The 19,486-nt window shown below is 64.7% G+C and carries 17 protein-coding genes; 2 read left to right on the top strand and 15 right to left on the bottom strand.

From position 1 onward, the window contains the following. Positions 1 to 25: 25 nt before the first annotated feature. Complete coding sequence (locus tag P9A16_RS15960) at positions 26 to 1,291, bottom strand: NRAMP family divalent metal transporter (protein WP_023514788.1); 1,266 nt, start codon at positions 1,289 to 1,291, stop codon at positions 26 to 28. Positions 1,292 to 1,535: 244 nt separating this feature from the next. Between P9A16_RS15960 and P9A16_RS15955 the strand changes: the two genes are divergently transcribed. Further along, on the top strand, positions 1,536 to 2,198 hold the full coding sequence (locus P9A16_RS15955; RefSeq protein ID WP_023514811.1) for a GntR family transcriptional regulator: 663 nt from the start codon (positions 1,536 to 1,538) through the stop codon (positions 2,196 to 2,198). A 12-nt stretch (positions 2,199 to 2,210) separates the two neighbouring features. Here the strand turns inward: P9A16_RS15955 and P9A16_RS15950 are convergent, their stop codons facing one another. From P9A16_RS15950 to P9A16_RS15890, 13 genes are all read right to left on the bottom strand, one after another. After that, positions 2,211 to 4,259 carry a putative bifunctional diguanylate cyclase/phosphodiesterase gene (locus tag P9A16_RS15950; protein ID WP_023514810.1) on the bottom strand — a complete coding sequence of 683 codons (2,049 nt, stop codon included), beginning with the start codon at positions 4,257 to 4,259 and terminating at the stop codon, positions 2,211 to 2,213. Between the two features lie 226 nt (positions 4,260 to 4,485). Beyond that, positions 4,486 to 4,899, bottom strand: coding sequence for a type II toxin-antitoxin system VapC family toxin (locus tag P9A16_RS15945; RefSeq protein ID WP_023514809.1), 414 nt, complete (start codon positions 4,897 to 4,899; stop codon positions 4,486 to 4,488). Continuing rightward, positions 4,896 to 5,144: a hypothetical protein gene (locus P9A16_RS15940; protein ID WP_024271381.1), complete on the bottom strand. Its 249-nt coding sequence runs from the start codon at positions 5,142 to 5,144 to the stop codon at positions 4,896 to 4,898. The genes P9A16_RS15945 and P9A16_RS15940 overlap by 4 nt, the downstream gene beginning before the upstream one ends. A 71-nt stretch (positions 5,145 to 5,215) precedes the next feature. Further along, positions 5,216 to 6,820 (bottom strand): GMC family oxidoreductase, encoded by a 1,605-nt coding sequence (locus P9A16_RS15935; protein WP_156032095.1) that lies wholly within the window; start codon positions 6,818 to 6,820, stop codon positions 5,216 to 5,218. Between the two features lie 17 nt (positions 6,821 to 6,837). Beyond that, positions 6,838 to 8,367, bottom strand: a complete 1,530-nt coding sequence (locus P9A16_RS15930; RefSeq protein ID WP_023515429.1) for an FGGY-family carbohydrate kinase — start codon at positions 8,365 to 8,367, stop codon at positions 6,838 to 6,840. 30 nt (positions 8,368 to 8,397) lie between these two features. Then, positions 8,398 to 9,240 carry a class I fructose-bisphosphate aldolase gene (locus P9A16_RS15925; RefSeq protein WP_023515428.1) on the bottom strand — a complete coding sequence of 281 codons (843 nt, stop codon included), beginning with the start codon at positions 9,238 to 9,240 and terminating at the stop codon, positions 8,398 to 8,400. Next, the gene (locus tag P9A16_RS15920; RefSeq protein ID WP_023515427.1) at positions 9,213 to 10,961 is read right to left on the bottom strand and encodes a glycerol-3-phosphate dehydrogenase/oxidase; all 1,749 of its coding nucleotides are present in this window, start codon (positions 10,959 to 10,961) and stop codon (positions 9,213 to 9,215) included. Before P9A16_RS15920 ends, P9A16_RS15925 begins: the two co-directional genes overlap by 28 nt. A gap of 12 nt (positions 10,962 to 10,973) precedes the next feature. After that, on the bottom strand, positions 10,974 to 11,969 hold the full coding sequence (locus P9A16_RS15915; protein WP_023515426.1) for an aldo/keto reductase: 996 nt from the start codon (positions 11,967 to 11,969) through the stop codon (positions 10,974 to 10,976). Then, positions 11,966 to 12,973, bottom strand: a complete 1,008-nt coding sequence (locus P9A16_RS15910; protein ID WP_023515425.1) for a sugar-binding transcriptional regulator — start codon at positions 12,971 to 12,973, stop codon at positions 11,966 to 11,968. Before P9A16_RS15910 ends, P9A16_RS15915 begins: the two co-directional genes overlap by 4 nt. A gap of 1 nt (position 12,974) precedes the next feature. Then, a complete protein-coding gene (locus P9A16_RS15905; protein ID WP_023515424.1) occupies positions 12,975 to 13,964 on the bottom strand; it encodes an ABC transporter permease in 990 nt (329 codons plus the stop codon). Positions 13,965 to 13,986: 22 nt separating this feature from the next. Then, positions 13,987 to 15,513: a sugar ABC transporter ATP-binding protein gene (locus tag P9A16_RS15900; protein ID WP_023515423.1), complete on the bottom strand. Its 1,527-nt coding sequence runs from the start codon at positions 15,511 to 15,513 to the stop codon at positions 13,987 to 13,989. A gap of 65 nt (positions 15,514 to 15,578) precedes the next feature. Then, positions 15,579 to 16,607, bottom strand: coding sequence for a substrate-binding domain-containing protein (locus P9A16_RS15895; RefSeq protein WP_023515422.1), 1,029 nt, complete (start codon positions 16,605 to 16,607; stop codon positions 15,579 to 15,581). Positions 16,608 to 16,811: 204 nt separating this feature from the next. Continuing rightward, positions 16,812 to 17,717, bottom strand: a complete 906-nt coding sequence (locus P9A16_RS15890) for a choline kinase family protein (protein WP_023516171.1) — start codon at positions 17,715 to 17,717, stop codon at positions 16,812 to 16,814. Positions 17,718 to 17,799: 82 nt separating this feature from the next. Here P9A16_RS15890 and P9A16_RS15885 point away from each other — a divergent pair, with 82 nt between their 5' ends. Further along, a complete protein-coding gene (locus P9A16_RS15885; protein WP_023516172.1) occupies positions 17,800 to 18,441 on the top strand; it encodes a class I SAM-dependent DNA methyltransferase in 642 nt (213 codons plus the stop codon). A gap of 11 nt (positions 18,442 to 18,452) precedes the next feature. On the opposite strand, the gene dmeF is transcribed toward P9A16_RS15885, so the two are convergent. After that, on the bottom strand, positions 18,453 to 19,442 hold the full coding sequence (gene dmeF / locus P9A16_RS15880) for a CDF family Co(II)/Ni(II) efflux transporter DmeF (protein ID WP_023516305.1): 990 nt from the start codon (positions 19,440 to 19,442) through the stop codon (positions 18,453 to 18,455). Positions 19,443 to 19,486 lie beyond the last annotated feature (44 nt).

Here is a 19,486-nt window from a genome sequence, read left to right as displayed (position 1 = left end):
GCTTCGCACGTTTGCTGGAATAGCTCTAGAGACCAAGCAGTCCGAAGATGGTGCCGGCCGACTTGTAGCCCATATACCATGTCAACAGGCAGACCAGGACGCCAAGGGCGAGCAGCCAGCGCGGATAGTGGTAGCCCCCCATCAGGTCCTCGCGCTTCCAGGCGGCAAAAAGGAAGATGCTGAGGCCGATCGGCAGGATGAGGCCGTTGAGACCGCCGACGAAGACCAGCATGGCCGCCGGTGGCGTGGTGATCAGCAGGTAGGAGACCAGCGAGATGGCGATGAAGACGACCGTCGCCATATTGCGGGCGTGTTCGCTGATATCCTGCTTGAAGACGGTGATGAACGAAACCGAGGTATAGGCCGCGCCGATGACGCTGGTGATGGCCGCTGCCCAGAAGATGATGCCGAAGAGGCGCAGACCGACATCGCCTGCTGCCGCCTGGAAGGCCTGGGCGGCCGGGTTGGCGGCCTGGCTCGCCGTGTCGATGACGACGCCACTGGCGACGACGCCGAGGATGGCGAGGAAGAGGACGTAGCGCATGAGACCGGTCACGGCGATGCCGGTGAGCGCGGCGCGGGTGACAGCCGGCAGGTGCTCCTGGCCGACCATGCCGCGGTCGAGCAGGCGGTGTGCGCCGGAATAGGTAATGTAGCCGCCGACCGTGCCGCCGACGATGGTGGTGATCGTGGCGAAGTCGATCGTGTCGGGCAGGACGGTCTGGAACAGCGCGTCGCCGACCGGCGGGCCGGACACGAAGGCGACGTAGAGCGTCAGCACGATCATCAGGATGCCGGCGAAGATGATGAAGCGGTCGACCGCAAGGCCGGCGCGCTTCGACAGGAAGATGCCGATCGAGAATACGGCGCTGATCGCTCCGCCGATCTTCGGATCGAGACCAAAGACCGCATTGAGGCCGAGGCCGGTGCCGCCGATATTGCCGATGTTGAAGAACAGGCCACCGACGATGACGAGAATGGCCAGAAGGTAGCCGGAGCCGGGAATGGCGGCATTGGCGACGTCGGAAGCCCGCATGCGCGTCAGCGTCACGATGCGCCAGATGTTCAGCTGCACGACGAAGTCGATGAGGATGGAGGCGAGGATGCCGAAGGCGAAGGCAGCGCCAAGCTTCGTGGTGAAAGTCGCCGTCTGGGTGATGAAGCCTGGGCCGATGGCGGAGGTCGCCATCAGGAAGATCGCGGCGATCAGCGCCGAGCGACGGGATTTGACGGTTTGAAGGCCCTGCGCGACCACACTCTGGCCGGCAGGCACAGCAGCATTCTGTTCCATGAGATTTCTCCGCTCTCACGCACCCGCCCCTCGCGAGTGGTTCATCGTTAAATGATGAACCGCTACACAAAAATGTCAAGATTGTTCAACAATATTTCCATATCGTTCCTTATTCCTGCCGTTTTACCAATCACATAGCACTGGATTCGCCACACTTTTCGGCCCCATCGCTCACCCATTCATGCTATGCCCAGCCAGGAAAGAGGGTGCCCGAAGCAAACGGAATCGGGCCGGGGAGAAGACCATGACCGATGACGGAGAAGGCCTGCCGCTGGCGGATCGACTGGCGCGGCGCATTCGCACGCTTCTGATCTCGGGCGAACTCTCCCCCGGCCAGCGTCTCTCGGAAGCCGCCTTCAGCGACCGTTTCGACGTCTCGCGCAATTCGCTGCGCGAGGCCTTCCGCCTGCTCACCAAGGATGGCCTGCTGCGCCACGAGGCCAATCGCGGTGTTTTCGTCGCCGTGCCCTCCATGGCCTCGATCATCGACATCTACCGCGTGCGACGCATGCTGGAATGCGGCGCACTGCGCCAGGCCTGGCAGAAGCATCCGGCAATCCGGGCCATGCGCGCGGCGGTGGAGATGGCCCGGGAGCGGCGTATCGAGGGCGACTGGATCGGTGTCGGCAGCGCCAACATGATGTTCCACACCGCCGTCATCGACCTTTCCGATAGCGCGCGGCTCAACGAATTCTATGAGCGGATCTCGGCGGAGCTGCGCCTCTGCTTCGGCCTTCTCAACGACCCGGAACACCTGCACGCGCCCTTCGTCGACATGAACGACGCCATTACGACTCTCGTCGAAAAGAACCAGCCGCATGAGGCTGCGGCGCAGATGGAGATCTATCTGAACCTCGCCGAACGCACGATGCTCAAGGCACTCGAGCGGGCTTCGGAACTGGCCTAGCGCCAGTGGAACCTATGCGACGTCGGCGCGGCGCAGCGGTGCGGCAAGGCCTGTCGTTTCCGGCAGGAAGGGCTCCGGGCGACCAATGGAAAAGCCCTGCGCATAATCCACGCCGATCGTGCGCAGCGCGGCAAGAATCTCCGTGTTTTCAACAAACTCCGCGATCGTCTTGCGGCCGGCGAGGTGAGAAATCTGGTTGATCATCTCGACGGTCATCCAGTCCGCCTTGTCCGCCAGCATGTCGCGCACGAAACTGCCGTCGATCTTCACATAGTCCACCGGCAGGCGTTTGAGATAGGTGAGCGAGGACATGCCGACGCCGAAATCGTCAAGCGCGAAACGGCAGCCCATGGCGCGCATGGCGTTCATGAAGGCGATGGCTTCGTCAAGATTCTCGATCGCGCTGGTTTCGGTGATCTCGAAGCAGAGCACTTCGGCCGGCACCCGGCTGCGGCGCAGGGCTTCCCGCAGGAATGGCAGGAAGGTCTCGTCCTTCAGCGTCAGGCCGCTGAGATTGATGGAATAGGTGCCGGAAGCCGCGCCCTTGCGGCGACCGATGATGTCCAGCGCATGGCGCACGACCCAGCGGTCGAGCGCCGGCATCAGGCCGAAACGTTCGGCAGCGGGGATGAACGCGCCGGGCGACAGCAGCGTGCCGTCCTCTTCGAGGCGTAGCAGGATCTCGCAATGCTCGCCCGTCTCGCCACCTTCCCGCAGGGTGGCGATGGCCTGCGAAAACAGCCGGAAGCGGTCCTCCTCCAGCGCCCGGTGCAGGCGCTGTACCCAGTTGAGATTGGCCGTGAACTGGGTCTGTGCCGCATCGGTCGTCTCGAAGACGTGCACGCGGTTGCGGCCCTTTTCCTTGGCCATGTAGCAGGCAATGTCGGCGGCGCGCAGCGCCTCCTCAAGCGTGTAGTTGCGCCCGGCCAGATGCACCACACCGATGCTGGCGCTGATCGAATAGCGATGGCCGTTCCAGACGAAGTCGATCGCTTCCGTGATCTCGCGCAGGCGCATGGCAATGCGCAGCCCATCCTCCGGCACACAGTTCGGCAGGATGATGCCAAACTCGTCGCCACCCAGCCGTGCCAGAAGATCCGTACCCCGGATGGCGTTGACGAGATCGCGCGAAACCCGGCGCAGCAGCGCGTCGCCGGCCGCATGGCCACCATTGTCGTTGACGGCCTTGAACTGGTCGAGATCGATGAACATCAGTGCGTGGCGGGTCTTCGGCCCTGCCAGCATGCGCTCCAGCTCAAGCTCGAACAACCGGCGGTTGGCAAGCCCCGTCATATCGTCGTGATTGGCGCTGAAAGACAATTGCTCCTCGATCCTGCGCCGGTGGATGAGGAAACTGTTGAGCCGCCAGACGGTCAGCACGATGAAGAGCAGTGCCATCGCCACATTGGCCGCAAGAAGCACCGTCTGGACCTGCCGCGTTCCCTCGCCAAGGCGATCGGAGAAACGTTTGGTGAGTGGCGTGACAAGCGCGTTGATCTCGTCGAGCTGGCGGGTAATGTCGCGGCGGTCGGCCTCGCTGATATGGGGGGACGTGTCGATCGCCTCGCCGATCGGCAACAATTGCATCAGCACCCCTTCCGCCGTGCGCCAGTCGCGCACGCAGGCCTCCATCACCGGAAGCCAGCGAAAATAACGGAACAACCAGATCACGTTGGGAATGTCATCCGGATGGTTGCCGCCCTTCAGGAAACCCTGATAGGCCGCCTGGATGTCGGGCTGATCGGCCTCGAGCGCGAGCCGTGCCGCCCGGTCGCCGAGCGGGATGGCCATCGCCTGCCGATAGCGATCGACGAAGGAACGGTTGCCGCTGTCGGCATAGCGGTTGAGGTAATAGAGCGCGTCGTGCTGACCCTTCGACCACAGGCTCTCACCCGTCACAAAGGCGCGCAGCGACGTGCTGACCTGCAGGCTGAACGTGGCAAGCGCGGTCTGCAGCACAACGATCAGCACGAAGGGCCAGGCGACCGAAATCAGGCGAAGCGTGCTTCGAGGAGACCGCATCATGACCGGCACCGTGCGGCCCGGCTCGTGTGCGGGCATATGACCTCGACCCCGATGCGGCACACCCCGTCATTCGCGATCGCTGTCGTCCTGTCCAAAGGCCGTACCCGTCTCACCACATTTGTCCCTTGCGCGCAGGCGCCCGGAAACCGGCAACCGCACCATCGCTTCGGTACGGACGAGTGGAACACAAGAGTGTGAGAAAACCCCTAATACAACCACGAGATTGCACCCTATCGACACGTTTGCGCCCCGGTTCGGGACGCTAGAAGGCCCAGGGATCGACGACCTCGATGCCGGTGCCGGTAAAGTCACGCGTGTTGCGGGTCGCAAGCCGACCGCCGTTGACGCGGGCGATCGCGGCAATCATACCGTCAGGCGCCGACATCGGGCGTCCTTCCCGCACCGCCTGCCCCATGATCTCGCCATAGGCAAGGGCCGCCGCCTCGGTCAGGCCGAAAATCCGCCCGGCAAAGCGCCGCCGCCATTCGGCCAGCCCCTGCTCCAACCTCACGGCCCGCTCGTCCGGCCTGATCTTCTGGATGCCGAAGGCGATCTCGGCAATCGTCACCGTCGGCAGCGCCAATTCGGCGTCGAAACGCACGAGCCAGGCGAGCACGTTTTCCGAGGGCGCCTTCTTCAGCGTCTCGGACACGACATTCGTGTCGAGGAAGATCAAAGGTCCAGACCCTTGTGCGGCGTGCGATGCTCGCGGATCACGGCCTCCAAGTCGACTTCCGCGCCGAAATCGGCGGCAAGCCGGCGGTAGAAATGGGCCGCCGGCTCACTGCCGGCCTCCCGCACCTCATAGGCCTCCAGCGCCCGCTCGACGATGTCGGCGACCGTGCGGTTTTCCCGCCGGGCAAGGCGATGAGCGAGATCGCGGGCGCGGGCGCTGCGGACGGAAAGTTGCGGTTCTGCCATGACGGTCTCCTTCGAGGGGAAATATAACCCCTCGCCTTCACGCCATCAAGATGGCAGGGGATGGCAAGCCATCAAGCGTGTGCCAGAATCGCCTCCGCCGCCTTTTCCGCAATCATGATCACAGGCGAATTGGTGTTGCCGGAAACGATGGTCGGCATGATCGAGGCATCGACGACGCGCAGCCGGTCCAGGCCGTGCACACGGAGCTTCGTATCGACCACTGCCATCGGATCGCTTCCCATCTTGCAGGTACCGACGGGGTGGAAGATGGTCGTGGCGATGTCGCCAGCCTTGCGGATCAACTCCTCGTCGCTGTCATACTCCCGGCCGGGCAGCATTTCCTGCGGACGGAAGGGCGCAATGGCCTTTGCCTGCATGAGGCTGCGCGCATGGCGGATGGATTTTGCGGCGAGCAAACGGTCACCGACCGTCGAGAGGTAGTTCGGCCGGATTTCCGGCGCAAGAGCGAGGTCGCGGGTCGCAATGTGCACCGTGCCGCGGCTTTCCGGCCGGAGATTGCACACCGAAACGGTGACCGCGGGATAGCGATGCAGGGGCTCGCCGAGCCGGTCGGTGCTGAGCGGCTGGACGTGATATTCGAGATCGGCCGTGGCGACGGCAGGATCGCTCTTGGCAAAGATGCCGAGCTGGCTCGGTGCCATGGAGAGTGGGCCGGAGCGGCGGAAGGCATATTGCAGCCCCATGCCGGCACGGCTGAACAGGTTGTGGTAGAGCTGGTTCAGCGTGCGCGCACCCTCGATCCGGAAGACCGTGCGGATCTGCAGATGATCCTGAAGGTTCTCGCCGACGCCGGGCAGCGCGTGGTGAACGGGAATGCCGAGCGCGGAAAGCAATTCCGGCCGGCCGATGCCCGACAGCTCCAGGATTTTCGGGGAATTGATCGCGCCCGCCGACAGCACGACCTCCCGCGTGGCGCGAGCAAGGCGGGCACGCCCGCCCTGACGAAAGCGCACGCCCGTCACCGCCCGGCCGTCGAATTCCAGCCGCTCGGTTTCCGCGCCGGTGAGGACACGCAGGTTCGGCCGTTTCATCGCCGGCCGCAGGAAAGCCTTCGTCGTGTTCCAGCGCAGCCCGCGGCGCTGGTTGACCTCGAAATAGCCGGAGCCCTCATTGTCGCCGTCGTTGAAATCGTCGGTCTTCGGGATGCCGAGTTCCTCGGCCGCATCGCGGAAGGCGTCGAGGATCGGCCAGGAAAGTCGCTGGCGCTCGACGCGCCACTCCCCGCCGGCCCCGTGCATGCCGGTTTTTCCGCGATAATTGTCTTCCGACTTCAGGAAATAGGGCAACACGTCGTCCCAGCCCCAACCGGCATTGCCCGCCTGCCGCCAGCCGTCATAGTCGGCGGCCTGGCCGCGCATGTAGATCATGCCGTTGATCGACGAGCAGCCGCCAAGCACCTTTCCGCGCGGATAATTGAGCGCGCGGCCGTTGAGACCAGCCTCTGCGGCCGTCTTCATCATCCAGTCCGTGCGCGGATTGCCCATGCAATAGAGATAGCCGATCGGCACATGAACCCAGTGGTAGCGGTCCGAGCCGCCGGCCTCGATGAGCAGCACCCGGTTCTTCGGGTCGGCCGAAAGCCGGTTCGCCAAAACGCAGCCGGCCGAGCCGGCACCGACGACGATGAAGTCGTAGCTGCCCTCGTCCACCGGCATTTCCTGTTCCCTGACGGTCACGCTGCAACTCCTGCTGCCATCTCCTGCGAAGCTGTAAGGCGCCGCCAAAGCGGCGTCATGGCCTCGCCAATATCCCTGTAGAGGGCGTAGCGACGGTCGTAGTGGGCGGCAAGCGCGACATTCGGCCTGTAGTGCCGGTCGGTCCGCACCATGGCATTGGCGCCTGCGGTGAAATCGGCAAAGAGACCGACCCCGGTGCCTGCCGCAATCGCCGCACCGAGCGCGCCCGTCTCGCGTGACATGGCGACGGAGACAGGGACGCCGAGCACGTCGGCGAAGATCTGCGGCCAGAGCCTGCTGCGCGAGCCGCCGCCCGACAGGACCGCCTCCTCGAACGTCGCCCCGGCCTTGCGGATCGTCGCGACATGCTGGCGATGACCGAAGGCGACGCCTTCGAGCAGGGCACGGACCAGATGTCCCTTGGTGTGCCAGCCGGCAATGCCGTAGAAGCCCGCCCGCGCATGGCCGTCCTGTTGGGCGCCGTAGAGATAGGGGTGGTAGAGCGGATCATCCGCTGCAGGCTCCACCGCCGCGGCATGCGCGCAGCAGGCGTCGAAGGGCGAGACGTCGGCGGTGTGGTCGTCTTCGAAGAACTCCCGCACCAGCCATTCGAGATTGGCGGCCGAGGTGGCGCTGTTTTCCATCGCCATATAGCGGGTACGATCGAAGGTCGACGACATGAAGACCGGACCGTTAAGATCCGGGCCGTCGATGACGACCTGGTTGATGCTCCAGGTGCCGGCGATGACGGACGCGCTGCCGGTGCGCGAGACGCCCGAACCGAGTGCCGAAGCGACGACGTCGAAGAGCCCGCCGATGACCGGCGTGCCGGCGGCAAGGCCAGTCTCCGCGGCCACCGCCTCCGTCACGTACCCGGCAATATCGGCGCTTTCGATGAGCGGCGGCAGGAGATCCATGCAGTCACCGAGGCCATAGGCCTCCATCAACGCCTTGTCGTAGCGACGCGCGGCAAGATCGAGCAGGCCGGCGCCGGACATATCCGAGACCTCGCTGACACGCTGGCCGGTCAGCCGATTGACGACGAAGTCCTTCGAGAAGAACACCGTGCCGATGCGCTTGAAGAGTTCCGGCCGGTGACGCTTCAGCCAGGAGAGCAGGGTCGGCGTCTGCGACGGCCAGGGGCGTTGGCGAGCGATCGGATAGGTCCGTTCGCCGACGCCTTCTGCCAGCCATGACTCGACGAGGCCGGTCGCCCGCGTGTCGAGCGACTGGATGCCGACAAGCGGCTCGCCCGCCCGATCGAGCGCATAGAGCCCGTTGCCATGGCCGGCGCAGCCGATGGCGGCAATGTCGCCCGCCGCAATGCCCGCCCGGTCGAGGCAGGTACGGATGACACGCCGCGCATTGGCCCAGAGCTCCCCGAGATCGCGCTCGACATGGCCGGGACTCGGCATGCGGCTATGGCCTTCTTCGCCCGCATGCGCCAATTCCCGGCCCGTCCGGTCGAAGATCACCGCCTTGATCACGGTGTTGCCCGCATCGAGCCCCAACAGATATTCCTGCATGCTGAACCCCTCCCAAGGTTCTGGTCTATCTTACCCCTGCTGATAGAGCGCGAAAGCCTCTTCGCCGCTCGCATCCGCATGGATGATCGCCATCAGCCCGCGCACCACGGCGCTCGGGTTGGCGTGCTGGTAGATGTTGCGTCCATAGACCATGCCCACGGCGCCCTGCCGCATCAAGGCTGCGGACTTGTCGAAGACGGCGCGAAGATCCTCCTTGCCGCCGCCGCGCACGAGGACCGGGCAACGCGCCGCCTCGACGACCCGGTGGAAATCCTCGGCATTCGTTGTCGGATCCGCCTTGATGATATCCGCACCCATCTCGCGGGCAAGCCGCGTCAGGGTGACGATCTTCTCCGCATCACCGTCAACCATATAGCCGCCGCGCTCCGTGACGGGTTGCATGACGAGCGGCTCGATCATCAGCGGCATGCCGTACTTCTCGCAATCCGCTCGGACGCGCGCGATATTCTGCACGCACTGGCGAAAAAGATCGGGCTCGTCCGGCAGCATGAAAAGGTTGACCACCACACAGGCGGCGTCCATCTCCAGCGCACCGATCAGCGGTTCCGCCTCGTTCTGCAGGACAGCCCACATGTCGCGGTGTCGAATGCGGTTATAGGGATTGCCCATGTCGATGCGCATGACGAGGGCAGGCTTGTCCTTGCCGGGAAGGCCCTGCAAAAGGTCGGCCTGGCCGTAGTTCATCTGGATCGCATCGGGCCTCGCATCGACCAGCGCCTTCACCACGGCCGGCATATTCTCCAGCCCGTCGAGGAAGGACGGCTCGTTGCACACGCCGTGATCGATCGCCACGTCCAGGCAACGACCGTTGCCGAACAGCCGGTTCATCCGGACCTTGCGGTTGTTTCGCATACATCACTCCTTTGTTCGTTCCTTGCGGAAAGGTTTTCCTCCGCGACGCCGTGGCGCTCGCGCATGAGGGTCAGAAAACGGGTGCGCTCCTCGGCCCTGCGCGCCGCGGGCCAGCCTTTTTCGGCTGCCAGCACGTCGAGCGCGGCCTCCGCCATGGCAAGCGAGAGTTCGCCGGTAACGGCGAGCGCGGTGCGGCGCAGAAGGAGGTCGTCCAGATGCTCGACGGCTTCGGAGCGAATGAGATAGAGAAGTTCGCGAGCGCTGTAGGCCGGATGAGGCAGGACGTGATCCGGCCCGGCGGCGATGAAGCGGGCGATGTCACGCGCATCCGTGCCGTAGCGCGAAAACAGCGCCGCTGTCTGTTCTGCGGGAAGGCCTGTAGAGGCCGAGAGCGCCCGCGTCCAGTCACCACCATTCTCGGGGTAGTCCCGGCCGCCACCGAGCGGGCGTTCCGCCGTGTCGATGCGGCGCGGCAGGCCGAGCCTGTCGAGCGCCATGTCGGCGGAGAGTTCACCGAAGGAACGGAACGTCGTCCACTTGCCGCCGATCATGCAGAGCACCGGCGGCCCGCCGTCGCGCCCTTCGAGGACGGTGCAGAAATGGTCGCGGGGGATACGGCCGGTAAAGCTGTCCTTGCTCGCCGGCAGCGGGCGTACGCCGGAAAACTGGAAGACGATCTCCTCCGGACGGATGCGGATGCCGGGCAGAACGAAAGCCAGCGATTGCAGGATGTAGTCCCGTTCGTCCGCCTCGCAGCGCACCATGCCTGGATCGTCGACGCGGATATCCGTCGAGCCCACCAGCACCTTGCCGAGATAGGGGAAGAGGATGCAGATGCGCCCGTCCTCGTTCTCGTAGTAGATCATGTGCCCGTCGAGCATGTCGCGCAGCGCGGGATTGTCGATGATGAGGTGCGAGCCCTTCGTGCCGCCCATCAGCGGCTCGGGCCGTGCCTCCGCGGGAAACAGGCTGGCATTGGCAATGTCGATCCAGCCGCCCGTCGCGTTGACGATGAGCCGCGGCTGGAGGGCAAGTGTCTCCCCGGTGAGGCCGTCGTGCAGCCTGTAACGCCCGTCGCTCGCCTCCTCGATCGTCGCGTAGTTGAGAGCCCGCGCCTGCTCGCCGCCGGAAAGGCCGTCGCGCAGAAGCTCGATGCCGATACGCTCGGGATGGCTGACCCAGGCGTCGTAGTACGTCGCCGAGTTGCGGATCGCCGGATTGAGCGCCGGCCACTTTCCAAGGGTCGCCTTGCGGCTGCGGAACTGGTGCTTCGGCATCAGCGCCCGTTTGCGCGTGAGGAAATCGTAGATGCCGAGTCCCGCCTTGATGGCGATCGCGCCGCGGCGACTGGGGCGGCGGGTGAGGCCGAGGAAACGCACGATGCCATTGGCAAGGCCCGAAAAGATGTCGAAGACCGGCACCGTCGTCGGCAGTGGCGCGACGTAATGCGGCGCATTGCGCAAGAGGCGGTCGCGCTCGGCGAGAGATTCCTTGACGAGGCTGAACTCGCCGTTTTCGAGATAGCGCAGCCCCCCATGCACCATGCGCGAGAGGGCGGCGCTCGCACCGGAACAGTAGTCAGCCTTCTCGACGATGAGCACGTTGACGCCCTGCAGCGCCAGCTCGCGAAAGACGCTGAGCCCGTTGATGCCGCCGCCGAGGACGCACACGTCCACCTTCGGGCTCTGGCGGAGCCCGTCCAAAGTCTGTTTCCGGTTCATGATGGCAGTCCGTTATCCGTCCATGGAGACGAGGTGTGCCGCGATGGCGGTGTCGATGGCCGCCAGATCGTCCGCCGTAAGCCGCAGCGTGCCGGCCCGCGCATTGTCGAGCGCCTGTGCCGGGTTCCTGGCGCCGCAGAGCGCGAAGGTCACGCCCTCCTGCGCCAGCGTCCAGGCGATCACGACCTGGGCGATGCTCGCGCCATGGCGCTCGGCGACGGGGCGAATCGCATCGGAAAAGGCCTTCGCCTTCTGCCGGTTGGCGACGGAGAAGCGCGGATTGTCCTTGCGCTGGTCGTCGCCGGAGAACACGCGATCCGGGCCGATCCTGCCGGAGAGCAGGCCGAGCGCCAGCGAAGAATAGCTGAGCGTCGACACGCCGTTTGGAACAGTGAACGGCAGCAGGTCCGCCTCGATCTCGCGATCGATCATGCTGAACCGCTCCTGGATCGCATCGAGCGACCCTGTTTCGATATACTGCGCAAGCTCCGACCTATTGACGTTGCTTGCACCGATGGCGCGGATCTTGCCCGCTCTCTTCAGGTCCTCGAGCGCCGCAACCGTCTCCCCGATGGGCGTCGTCGCGTCCTGCCAGTGGGTGATGTAGAGGTCGATGTAGTCCGTGCCGAGCTGGCGCAGGCTCTCCTCCACCTCATGGATGATCGCATCCCGGCCGAGATAGCGGTGGACCGGCTTACCGTCCTGTTCGAAAAAATGAGTGCCCTTTTGCGTGTGCCAGACGAGACCGCATTTCGTGGCGATGACGGCCTTGTCGCGGCGCCCGGCGATGGCCTTGCCGACGATTTCCTCCGAGCGGCCGAGGCCATAGGCGGGGGCCGTGTCGATGAGCGTTACGCCGGCATCAAGCGAGGACTGGATCGCGGCGATGGATTGCGCCTCGTCCGTGCCGCCCCACATCCAGCCGCCGATCGCCCAGGTGCCGAGGCCGACGGCCGAGGCCTTGACGCCGGAGCGCCCGATGTCGCGGATCAATTGTTCGCCGCTCATGCGGAAACTCCTTCTTCGGATGCCAGTTCAAGAATGCGCGCACCGGTCGCCTCGTCGGTGACGAGCGTGTCGAGATGATCGCCGCGCAGGACGCTGAGAATGGAACCGGCCTTGTTGAAGCCGCTCGCGACACCGATCTTCGTCGGGATGGAGGCGAACTCCGGAAGCGTCAGCGAGACCAGGGTACGGTTGAGGCTGTAGTCGCAGATCCGGCCCTCGCCGTCGAGCAGATGGGCCAGCAGCTCCGAGCTTGCGCCGGAATGCTCGATCGCCTTGCGGTCTTCGCTCGATGAGGGATGCAGGTCGTAATAGGTCGAATCCGTGCTCATGATCGAGCCGATGCCGACGACCGCCACCTTCGCCTCGCGTGCCCGCTGGAAGACGTCGGCGACGGAGCGCATGTTCATCAGCATTGCGCGCTGTTCGGCATCGTCGGCAAAGAGCGGTGCGTGGATCTGGTAGGAGCGCCCGCCGAGCCGTTCGGCCATCAGCGTCGAGACGTGGTTGACGTCCGTATAGTGTTTGCCCTGGACACAGCCCGTTGCGGGAATGACCTCGACATCGAAGCGTCGCGCGGCCTGCAGACCGGCAACGACGGCGCTGACGCCCTTGCCGCCGGTGATGCAGATCGTGTCGCCATCGGCGATCTCTTCGAGCAGCAGCCGGGCTGCGGCCTCCCCCACCGCTTGCAAGGCGGTCTGCGGGTTGTCGGAGACGGTCGGCACCACGACGGCGCGGCTGATGCCGCCGAGCGCCAGAAGCCGTTCCTCCATATCGACCAGCGGCTCGACCGGCGACTTGATCTTGATTTCCACGAGGCCGAGCTGGCGGCCGCGCTTGATGAGGCGATTGACGGTGGCGTGCGACAGGCCGAGCTGGTCGGCGATCTGCGCCTGCGTCAGGCCTTCCAGGAAATGCAGCACGAGCGCCTGGTGCATCTGGCGGGCGATGACGATCTCTTCACGCGCCGCTGTCGTCTTGGGTTTCAGCTTGGCGATCGGCATGTCAGGAAGCCTTCCGCTTGTGCAGGAAATGGTCGATCGAGACGGCGGAAAGCAGGATGCAGCCCTTGATCATGTCCTGCCAGTAGACCGAGACGTTGAGCAGGATCAGCGACGAGGTGACGACCGAGAGCAGCGCGATGCCGAGGATGGCGCCAAGAATGGTGCCCGAGCCGCCGCTGAGCGAAGCCCCGCCGATGACGGCCGCAGCGATGATGTTGAGCTCCATGCCGGCACCGAAGGTGGGCGTCGCTGCACCGAAGCGGGACATGTAGATGACGCCTGCGACACCGGCGAGGGTGGAGCACAGAACCGTCACCCAGAACTTCACCTGGTTGGTCTTGATGCCGGAATAGAGCGCAGCCTTCTCGTTGCTGCCGGTGTAGAAGACCTTGCGGAACGCGGTCGCCCGGCGCAGCAGGAAATCGAACAGGATGACGACCGCGACGAAGATCAGGATGACATAGGGCACACCGTAGAAGGTGCCCTGGCCCACCGCCTTGAAGCCGGCCGGCAGCGTGAAGAGCGACAGCGGCGTACCCTTGGTGATGATGAGGCAGAGACCGCGCACGATCACCATCGCGGCCAGAGACGTGATGAAGTGGTTGAGGCCGACGACCGTCACGAAGAAGCCCATGGCGCCGCCGATGGCGCTCGAGGCGAGAATGCCGATCAGCGAGGCCGTCCACGGATCGAGCCCGGCCAGGAACAGCGAGCCGGACAGCACCATCGCGAAGCAGACGACGGAGCCGACCGCAAGGTCGATGCCGCCGACGATCAGAAGGATCGTCATGCCGACGACGACAATGCCTTCCACCGAAAAGCTCATCAGCATGGCGCGGAAATTACCGAGCGTCAGGAAGTGCGGCGAGGCGAAGCTCATGATCACGCAGAGCACGAGGATGATCGCGATCAGCCCGGCCTCACGCATGGTACCGATGCGCCTGAAGGACGATGTCTTCGGCGTGCTTGCCGCCATCGTGTCGATTGCCATTCCCGTCTCTCCCAGTTTCTTCTCACGCGGCATGGTTCGCCGCCCTTGCCGTACCCATGCCCGAAGCGAGCCGGATCACGGCTTCCTCCGTCATCTCCTCCGCGCCGAGTTCACCCGCGATGCGTCCCTCCCGGACAACGAGCACGCGGTCGCAGAGCCCGAGCAGCTCCGGCATTTCCGAGGATATGACGACGATGCCGATACCCGAGCGTGCAAGCTCGCGCAGCAGGCGGTGAATTTCCGTCTTCGCCCCGACATCGATACCGCGCGTCGGTTCGTCCATCAGAACGACCTTCGGCTTGACGGCGAGCTGCTTGGCGATGGCCACCTTCTGCTGGTTGCCGCCGGAAAGCGATTTTACCGGCGCGTCGATGCCGCCCATGCGCACGGCGAGCCGCTTTGCAAAATCCTCCGCCAGCGCCGCCTCGGCGCGGCCGTCGAGCAGGCCGAGCGGGCTCGTCAGCGACTTGAGATCGAGCACGGAGATGTTCTGCGCGATGGAGAGATCGAGGAAGACGCCGGATCCCTTGCGGTCCTCGGAGAGGTAGACGATGCCGGCCTTCACTGCATCCGCATAGGAGCGGATCGCCTGTGTCTCGCCGTGCAGGCGCACCCTACCCGCCGTGTGCGGCCGCAGCCCGCAGATGCCCTCCGCGATCTCCGTCCGGCCGGAGCCGATCAGGCCGCCGATGCCGAGGATCTCGCCCTTGCGCAGAGTGAAGCCGACGTCGTGGAAACGGTCGCCGTCACCGAGGCGGTCGACCTCAAGGATCGTCGTGCCGGGCGCCTCTCCCGCGCCAAGCTTGTCCGGATAGAGCTGCGTGATCTCGCGTCCGACCATGCGGCGTACCACGTCATCAGGCGTGATATCGGCGATACGGTCGGTGCAGACATAGCGGCCATCGCGAAAAACGGTCACGCGGTCGCAGAGCGAAAAGATCTCGGCCATACGGTGGCTGATATAGATGATCGAGATGCCGTTCACCTTGAGGTCGCGGATGATGGAAAAGAGCTGCTGCGCCTCGGTTTCGGTGAGGGCAGCGGTGGGTTCGTCGAGGATCAGCACACGGCAGTCGAGCGTCAGCGCCTTGGCGATCTCGACGAGCTGCTGGCTGGAAATCGGCAGGTCCGCCACCTTGCGGCGGACATCGATGGCGGCAAGGCGGTTCATCACGGCCTGCGCATCATGCTCCAGAGCGCGGTAGTTCATGAAAGGCGACCGGCGCCGGTTGGTGGCGGCCATGAACATGTTTTCGGCAACCGTCGCATCCGGGCAGAGCGCGATTTCCTGATGCACGAGGCCGATGCCGAGTGCCTGTGCGGCGGCAGGCGAAGCGATGCGCACGGCCTTGCCGTCGACGCGGATTTCCCCCTCTGTCGGCTGCAGGACGCCGGCGATGATGTTCATCAGCGTCGACTTGCCGGCGCCGTTCTCGCCGCAGAGCGCATGCACTTCGCCGCGCTCCAGGGTGAAGTCGACCTCTGTCAACGCCTTCACCGCCCCGAAATGCTTGGTCACGCCATGAATGGTGAGCACCGGCTCCGCCATCGTCTTCCTCCCTCTTCCCGGAACCATCCGCGCCACACGGCGCGGATGGCGTTCACCTGGGAAGCTTACTCCTCGATGCCCTTGGTGCCGCGGCGCTTCAGGTACTTGTCCCAGTAGAAGTCGTCGGCATTTTCCGCCGTCACGATAGACAGGCCGTTGTCGACAACCGGGATGCTCATCGGGTTGAAGCCGGAGCGCTTGGCGTCGTTCATCGGGTCGATCAGTTCCGGATGCTTGGCAAGCCAGAGCAGCATGAAGCCCATATAGCCCTGCATGCCCTGGTTCGGGTTGATCGAGCCGAAGACTTCGCCGGCCTTGATCATGTCGAGGATGTTGGCGTTGACGTCCGCGCACATGACGAGGACCTTGCCGCCGGCTTCCTTGTTGGCCTGCGCCGCGCCGATGGCGGAGTTGGCTTCCGGCATGAAGACCGCGCCGAGGTTCGGGTTGGCCTGGATGAGGCTCGACAGGCCCTGATAGGCCTTGGTCGGGTCCTGGTTGGACGCAGCGCGGCCGACCAGCTTCATGTCCGGCCACTTCTCCTCCATGCGGGCGATGAAGGCGGAAATGCGCTTGTCGTGGTTGTCCTGACCCGGATTTTCAAGGACCGCATATTCGCCCTTGCCGCCCATCTTCTCGGCGATCGCATCGGCGGCATAGGTGCCTTCGCGGGTATTGTCCGAGGTGATGAAAGAGACGCGCTTGGAAAGCGGCGAGTCGGCAGCGAAGGTCACCACCGCCGTGCCCTGGTCGATGGCGCGGTTGATCGGCTCGATGAACGGGTCGGAGTTCATCGGGTGGACGAGAATGCCGGCCGGGTTCTGTGCCAGTGCCTGGTCGAAGGTGGCGATCTGCTTGTTGACGTCATATTCCGGCGTGCCGGTGTATTCCGTCTCGCAGCCGAGCTGCTGGCCGGCCTGCTTGAACATTTCATAGACCGGGAACCAGTATTCGACGCCCGAGACCATGACATTCATGACGTATTTCTCGCCCGGCTTGCAGCGGAACGGGTTCTCCGTTTCGGCCGCCGCGGAACCGGCAAAGAGCGTCGTTGCAAGGACCGCCATCGCGGTCGTCGTCAGAAAAGTGCGCAAGTATCCTCCTCGGGGCGAAAGCCCCTCCCAAAAAGCCCGTGGGCGTCGTTCCGACGCCGGTGATCTCCGTGAAGACCGGAATTCCTCCTCGAAGTCCGGTATGGGCAACTAATCGCAAAGCAGAGGGGGTGTCAATATAATTCAGACATTGAAATATATTTCATACTCAAATGGTGAAATCAAGCCCGGAGACTGAAATATCTTTCACCCTTTGGAGACGGCCGCCACGGACGCGGCGAAGACCGGATCGGCCATCAGCGCGCGGCAACGGGCAAAACGCCCGTCTGCATAAGCGCGGAAGTCGGCGGCCGGATTGCCGTTCGCCAGCTGGATGAGCCCCCACAGGGTCCAGAGCAGGTCGCACATCGCCTTGTAGATGACGATCCGGCCGCGCTCGGCCGGTTTCGGCTCGCCACCAAAATAGGCGCGAATCATGGCCTCTTCCTGCGCGCGGTCGAACTCAGCCTCCACCGAGAGGTCGCCGAGATCCCACATCGGGTCGTTCATGCCGGAATATTCCCAGTCGACGATCCACATGCGGTCTCCCGTGTCGAGGAAGTTCTCGCAGAGCGGATCGCAATGGCAGGCGACGACGGGCAGCGGATGGGCGGCAAGCGCGGCGCGCACCGCCTCCGCCTCGCGCAGTCCCTCGTGATAGCCTTCCGGCAAGGCGACATCCTTGGTGGCGAGCACCGAAAGGTAATCGTCGATCATCGCGAAGAGCTCGAAGCGCGCGGGAAAGACCGCACCGCTGTCGTGCAGGCGGCGGAAGGCCTCGCCTGCACGCGCCGGGGCGCCGGCGACGGCCTTGAAGCCCTCCGGCGTCATCGTCGTCGCACCGGGAATGAAGCGCGTGACCATCAGCCCGCTCGCCGGATCCGCGTGAAAGACCTCCGGCCCCACGCCGACACGCGCGGCTTCCCTTGCCGCAGCGGCCTCGTTGCCGCGATCGATATATTCCTCCGTGCCCCTGCCGGGCACGCGCAGGCACCAGTCACGGATGCGGAAGACGAGGTTGGTGAGGCCACCGAGCCGTTCCACGGGACCGTCGTAGCCTGCCAGAAGGGGGATTTTTGCGATTGCATCCAGGGCCTGCCGCTCGTCGCTCATCAACACCTCCTTTTGGCCGCCCGGGACGGTTTCACAGATTTCGGCCTTTCGCTATCATCATCAGAACACGGGAGAAAAGGCTATGGCAAACGGGCATCACGAGGGCGCACTCGGCGCGGTCTACAATGCAAGCGGCACGGAGGAAGTCGCAGCCCTCTACGACGGCTGGGCGGAGACCTACGACGCCGACATGGCGAGCGCCGGCTATCGTCATCCGTCGATCTGCCTTGCGCTGCTTGCGCGCCACCTGCCGCGTGGCGCCGCGCCCCTGCTCGATGCCGGTGCCGGCACCGGGCTCATCGGCGAGTGGCTGGCGATCCTCGGCTATGCCCATGTCGAGGGCCTCGACATTTCCGAAGGCATGCTCGCCCGGGCGGCAGCAAAGAGCGTCTATGCCGCTCTGCATCGCGCCGCCCTCGGCAATCCTCTGCCCTTCCCGGACGGTCACTTCGCCGGCATCGTCTCGGCCGGCGTCTTCACGTCAGGCCATGTCGGGATGGAGGGCATGCCGGAGCTTATCCGCATCACACGGCCAGGCGGCATCCTCGTTCTGACGGTGAAGAACACGCTCTGGAACGACGGCTTTTCCGACCGTCTGGCTACCCTCGAGCGCGGGGGCATCCTCGAGCGGGCCGAGGAAACGGCGCCCTATGTCTCGATGCCCGGCGAGACGGGCACCGTGCCGAGCCGCGGCGTCGTGCTGAAGGTGCTGCGCCACGGCTGAGGCAGCGCCGGTCAGGCCGGCTGCACCTCGACGGTCACATGCGACAGCGCACCGAGATGGGCAAGCCGCGCCTTGTAGTCGGACGGCGCCTTCGGCTGCGGCGAGGACAGCGAAACGATGGCGGCGTGGTGGCCCGGGCCGACCTGCCAGACATGCAGGTCGGTAATGCGCTCGTCGCCGCGCTCCAGCGCCGTGCGGATACCGTCCGCCAGCGCGCCGCCCTCCGGCACCGCATCGATCAGCACGCCGCCAGTCTCGCGGATGAGGCTCCATGACCAGCGCACGATCACCAGCGCCCCGACCACGCCCATCAGCGGATCTGCCCAGAGCCAGCCGTAGCTCCGGCCGACCAGCAGCGCCACGATGGCAAGGATCGAGGTCAGTGCGTCCGCCAGGACATGCAGATAGGCGGCGCGCAGGTTGTTGTCGCGCGCGGAATGCGGGTGATCATGCGCATGGTGATCATGATCCTCATGGTCGTGGTGATGATGGTGCCCGCCATGACCATGGCCATGACCGTGATGGCCATGGTGGTGATGCGCGTGATCGTCCCGCAGCAGCCAGGCGCTGACAAGGTTCACGGCAAGGCCGGCAACGGCGACGGCGATCGCCTGGCCGAAATGGATCTCGACCGGGTTGGCAAGGCGCTGGAAACTTTCCCAGCCAATGAGCAGGGCAATGAAAGCGAGGATGATGGCGCTGGCAAAGCCAGCGAGATCGCCAAGTTTTCCCGTGCCGAAGGTGAAGCGCGGGTCGCGCGCATGCCGGCGCGCATAGGAATAGGCAAGCGCCGCGATCAACATGGCGCCGGCATGGGTGGACATGTGCCAGCCATCCGCCACCAGCGCCATCGAGCCGTAGATCGCACCCGCGACGATTTCCGCCACCATCATGCCGGCCGTCAGCGCGATGACGAGCCAGACCCTGCGCTCGTTGCGGCTATGGTCTGTGCCGAGAAAGACGTGCTCGTGTGTGGACCTTGCCGTCATGTCGTTTGCCATGGGATTTCCTTTCGTTGTAGCCGGCGAGACTGGATCCCTTCGAC

Source organism: Shinella sp. 838, from assembly GCF_029623935.1.
In the GTDB taxonomy this organism is placed as follows: Bacteria; Pseudomonadota; Alphaproteobacteria; order Rhizobiales; family Rhizobiaceae; genus Shinella.
This window is presented reverse-complemented; position numbering and strand designations above follow the sequence as displayed.

Excerpts from the sequence above, each read along its gene's own strand:
- P9A16_RS15960 (WP_023514788.1), bottom strand. The coding sequence starts at position 1,291 with ATGGAACAGAATGCTGCTGTGCCTGCCGGCCAGAGTGTGGTCGCGCAG.
- P9A16_RS15955 (WP_023514811.1), top strand. The coding sequence starts at position 1,536 with ATGACCGATGACGGAGAAGGCCTGCCGCTGGCGGATCGACTGGCGCGG.
- P9A16_RS15950 (WP_023514810.1), bottom strand. The coding sequence starts at position 4,259 with ATGCCCGCACACGAGCCGGGCCGCACGGTGCCGGTCATGATGCGGTCT.
- P9A16_RS15940 (WP_024271381.1), bottom strand. The coding sequence starts at position 5,144 with ATGGCAGAACCGCAACTTTCCGTCCGCAGCGCCCGCGCCCGCGATCTC.
- P9A16_RS15935 (WP_156032095.1), bottom strand. The coding sequence starts at position 6,820 with ATGCCGGTGGACGAGGGCAGCTACGACTTCATCGTCGTCGGTGCCGGC.
- P9A16_RS15930 (WP_023515429.1), bottom strand. The coding sequence starts at position 8,367 with ATGCAGGAATATCTGTTGGGGCTCGATGCGGGCAACACCGTGATCAAG.
- P9A16_RS15925 (WP_023515428.1), bottom strand. The coding sequence starts at position 9,240 with ATGCGAAACAACCGCAAGGTCCGGATGAACCGGCTGTTCGGCAACGGT.
- P9A16_RS15920 (WP_023515427.1), bottom strand. The coding sequence starts at position 10,961 with ATGAACCGGAAACAGACTTTGGACGGGCTCCGCCAGAGCCCGAAGGTG.
- P9A16_RS15915 (WP_023515426.1), bottom strand. The coding sequence starts at position 11,969 with ATGAGCGGCGAACAATTGATCCGCGACATCGGGCGCTCCGGCGTCAAG.
- P9A16_RS15910 (WP_023515425.1), bottom strand. The coding sequence starts at position 12,973 with ATGCCGATCGCCAAGCTGAAACCCAAGACGACAGCGGCGCGTGAAGAG.
- P9A16_RS15905 (WP_023515424.1), bottom strand. The coding sequence starts at position 13,964 with ATGGCAATCGACACGATGGCGGCAAGCACGCCGAAGACATCGTCCTTC.
- P9A16_RS15900 (WP_023515423.1), bottom strand. The coding sequence starts at position 15,513 with ATGGCGGAGCCGGTGCTCACCATTCATGGCGTGACCAAGCATTTCGGG.
- P9A16_RS15890 (WP_023516171.1), bottom strand. The coding sequence starts at position 17,717 with ATGAGCGACGAGCGGCAGGCCCTGGATGCAATCGCAAAAATCCCCCTT.
- P9A16_RS15885 (WP_023516172.1), top strand. The coding sequence starts at position 17,800 with ATGGCAAACGGGCATCACGAGGGCGCACTCGGCGCGGTCTACAATGCA.
- dmeF (WP_023516305.1), bottom strand. The coding sequence starts at position 19,442 with ATGGCAAACGACATGACGGCAAGGTCCACACACGAGCACGTCTTTCTC.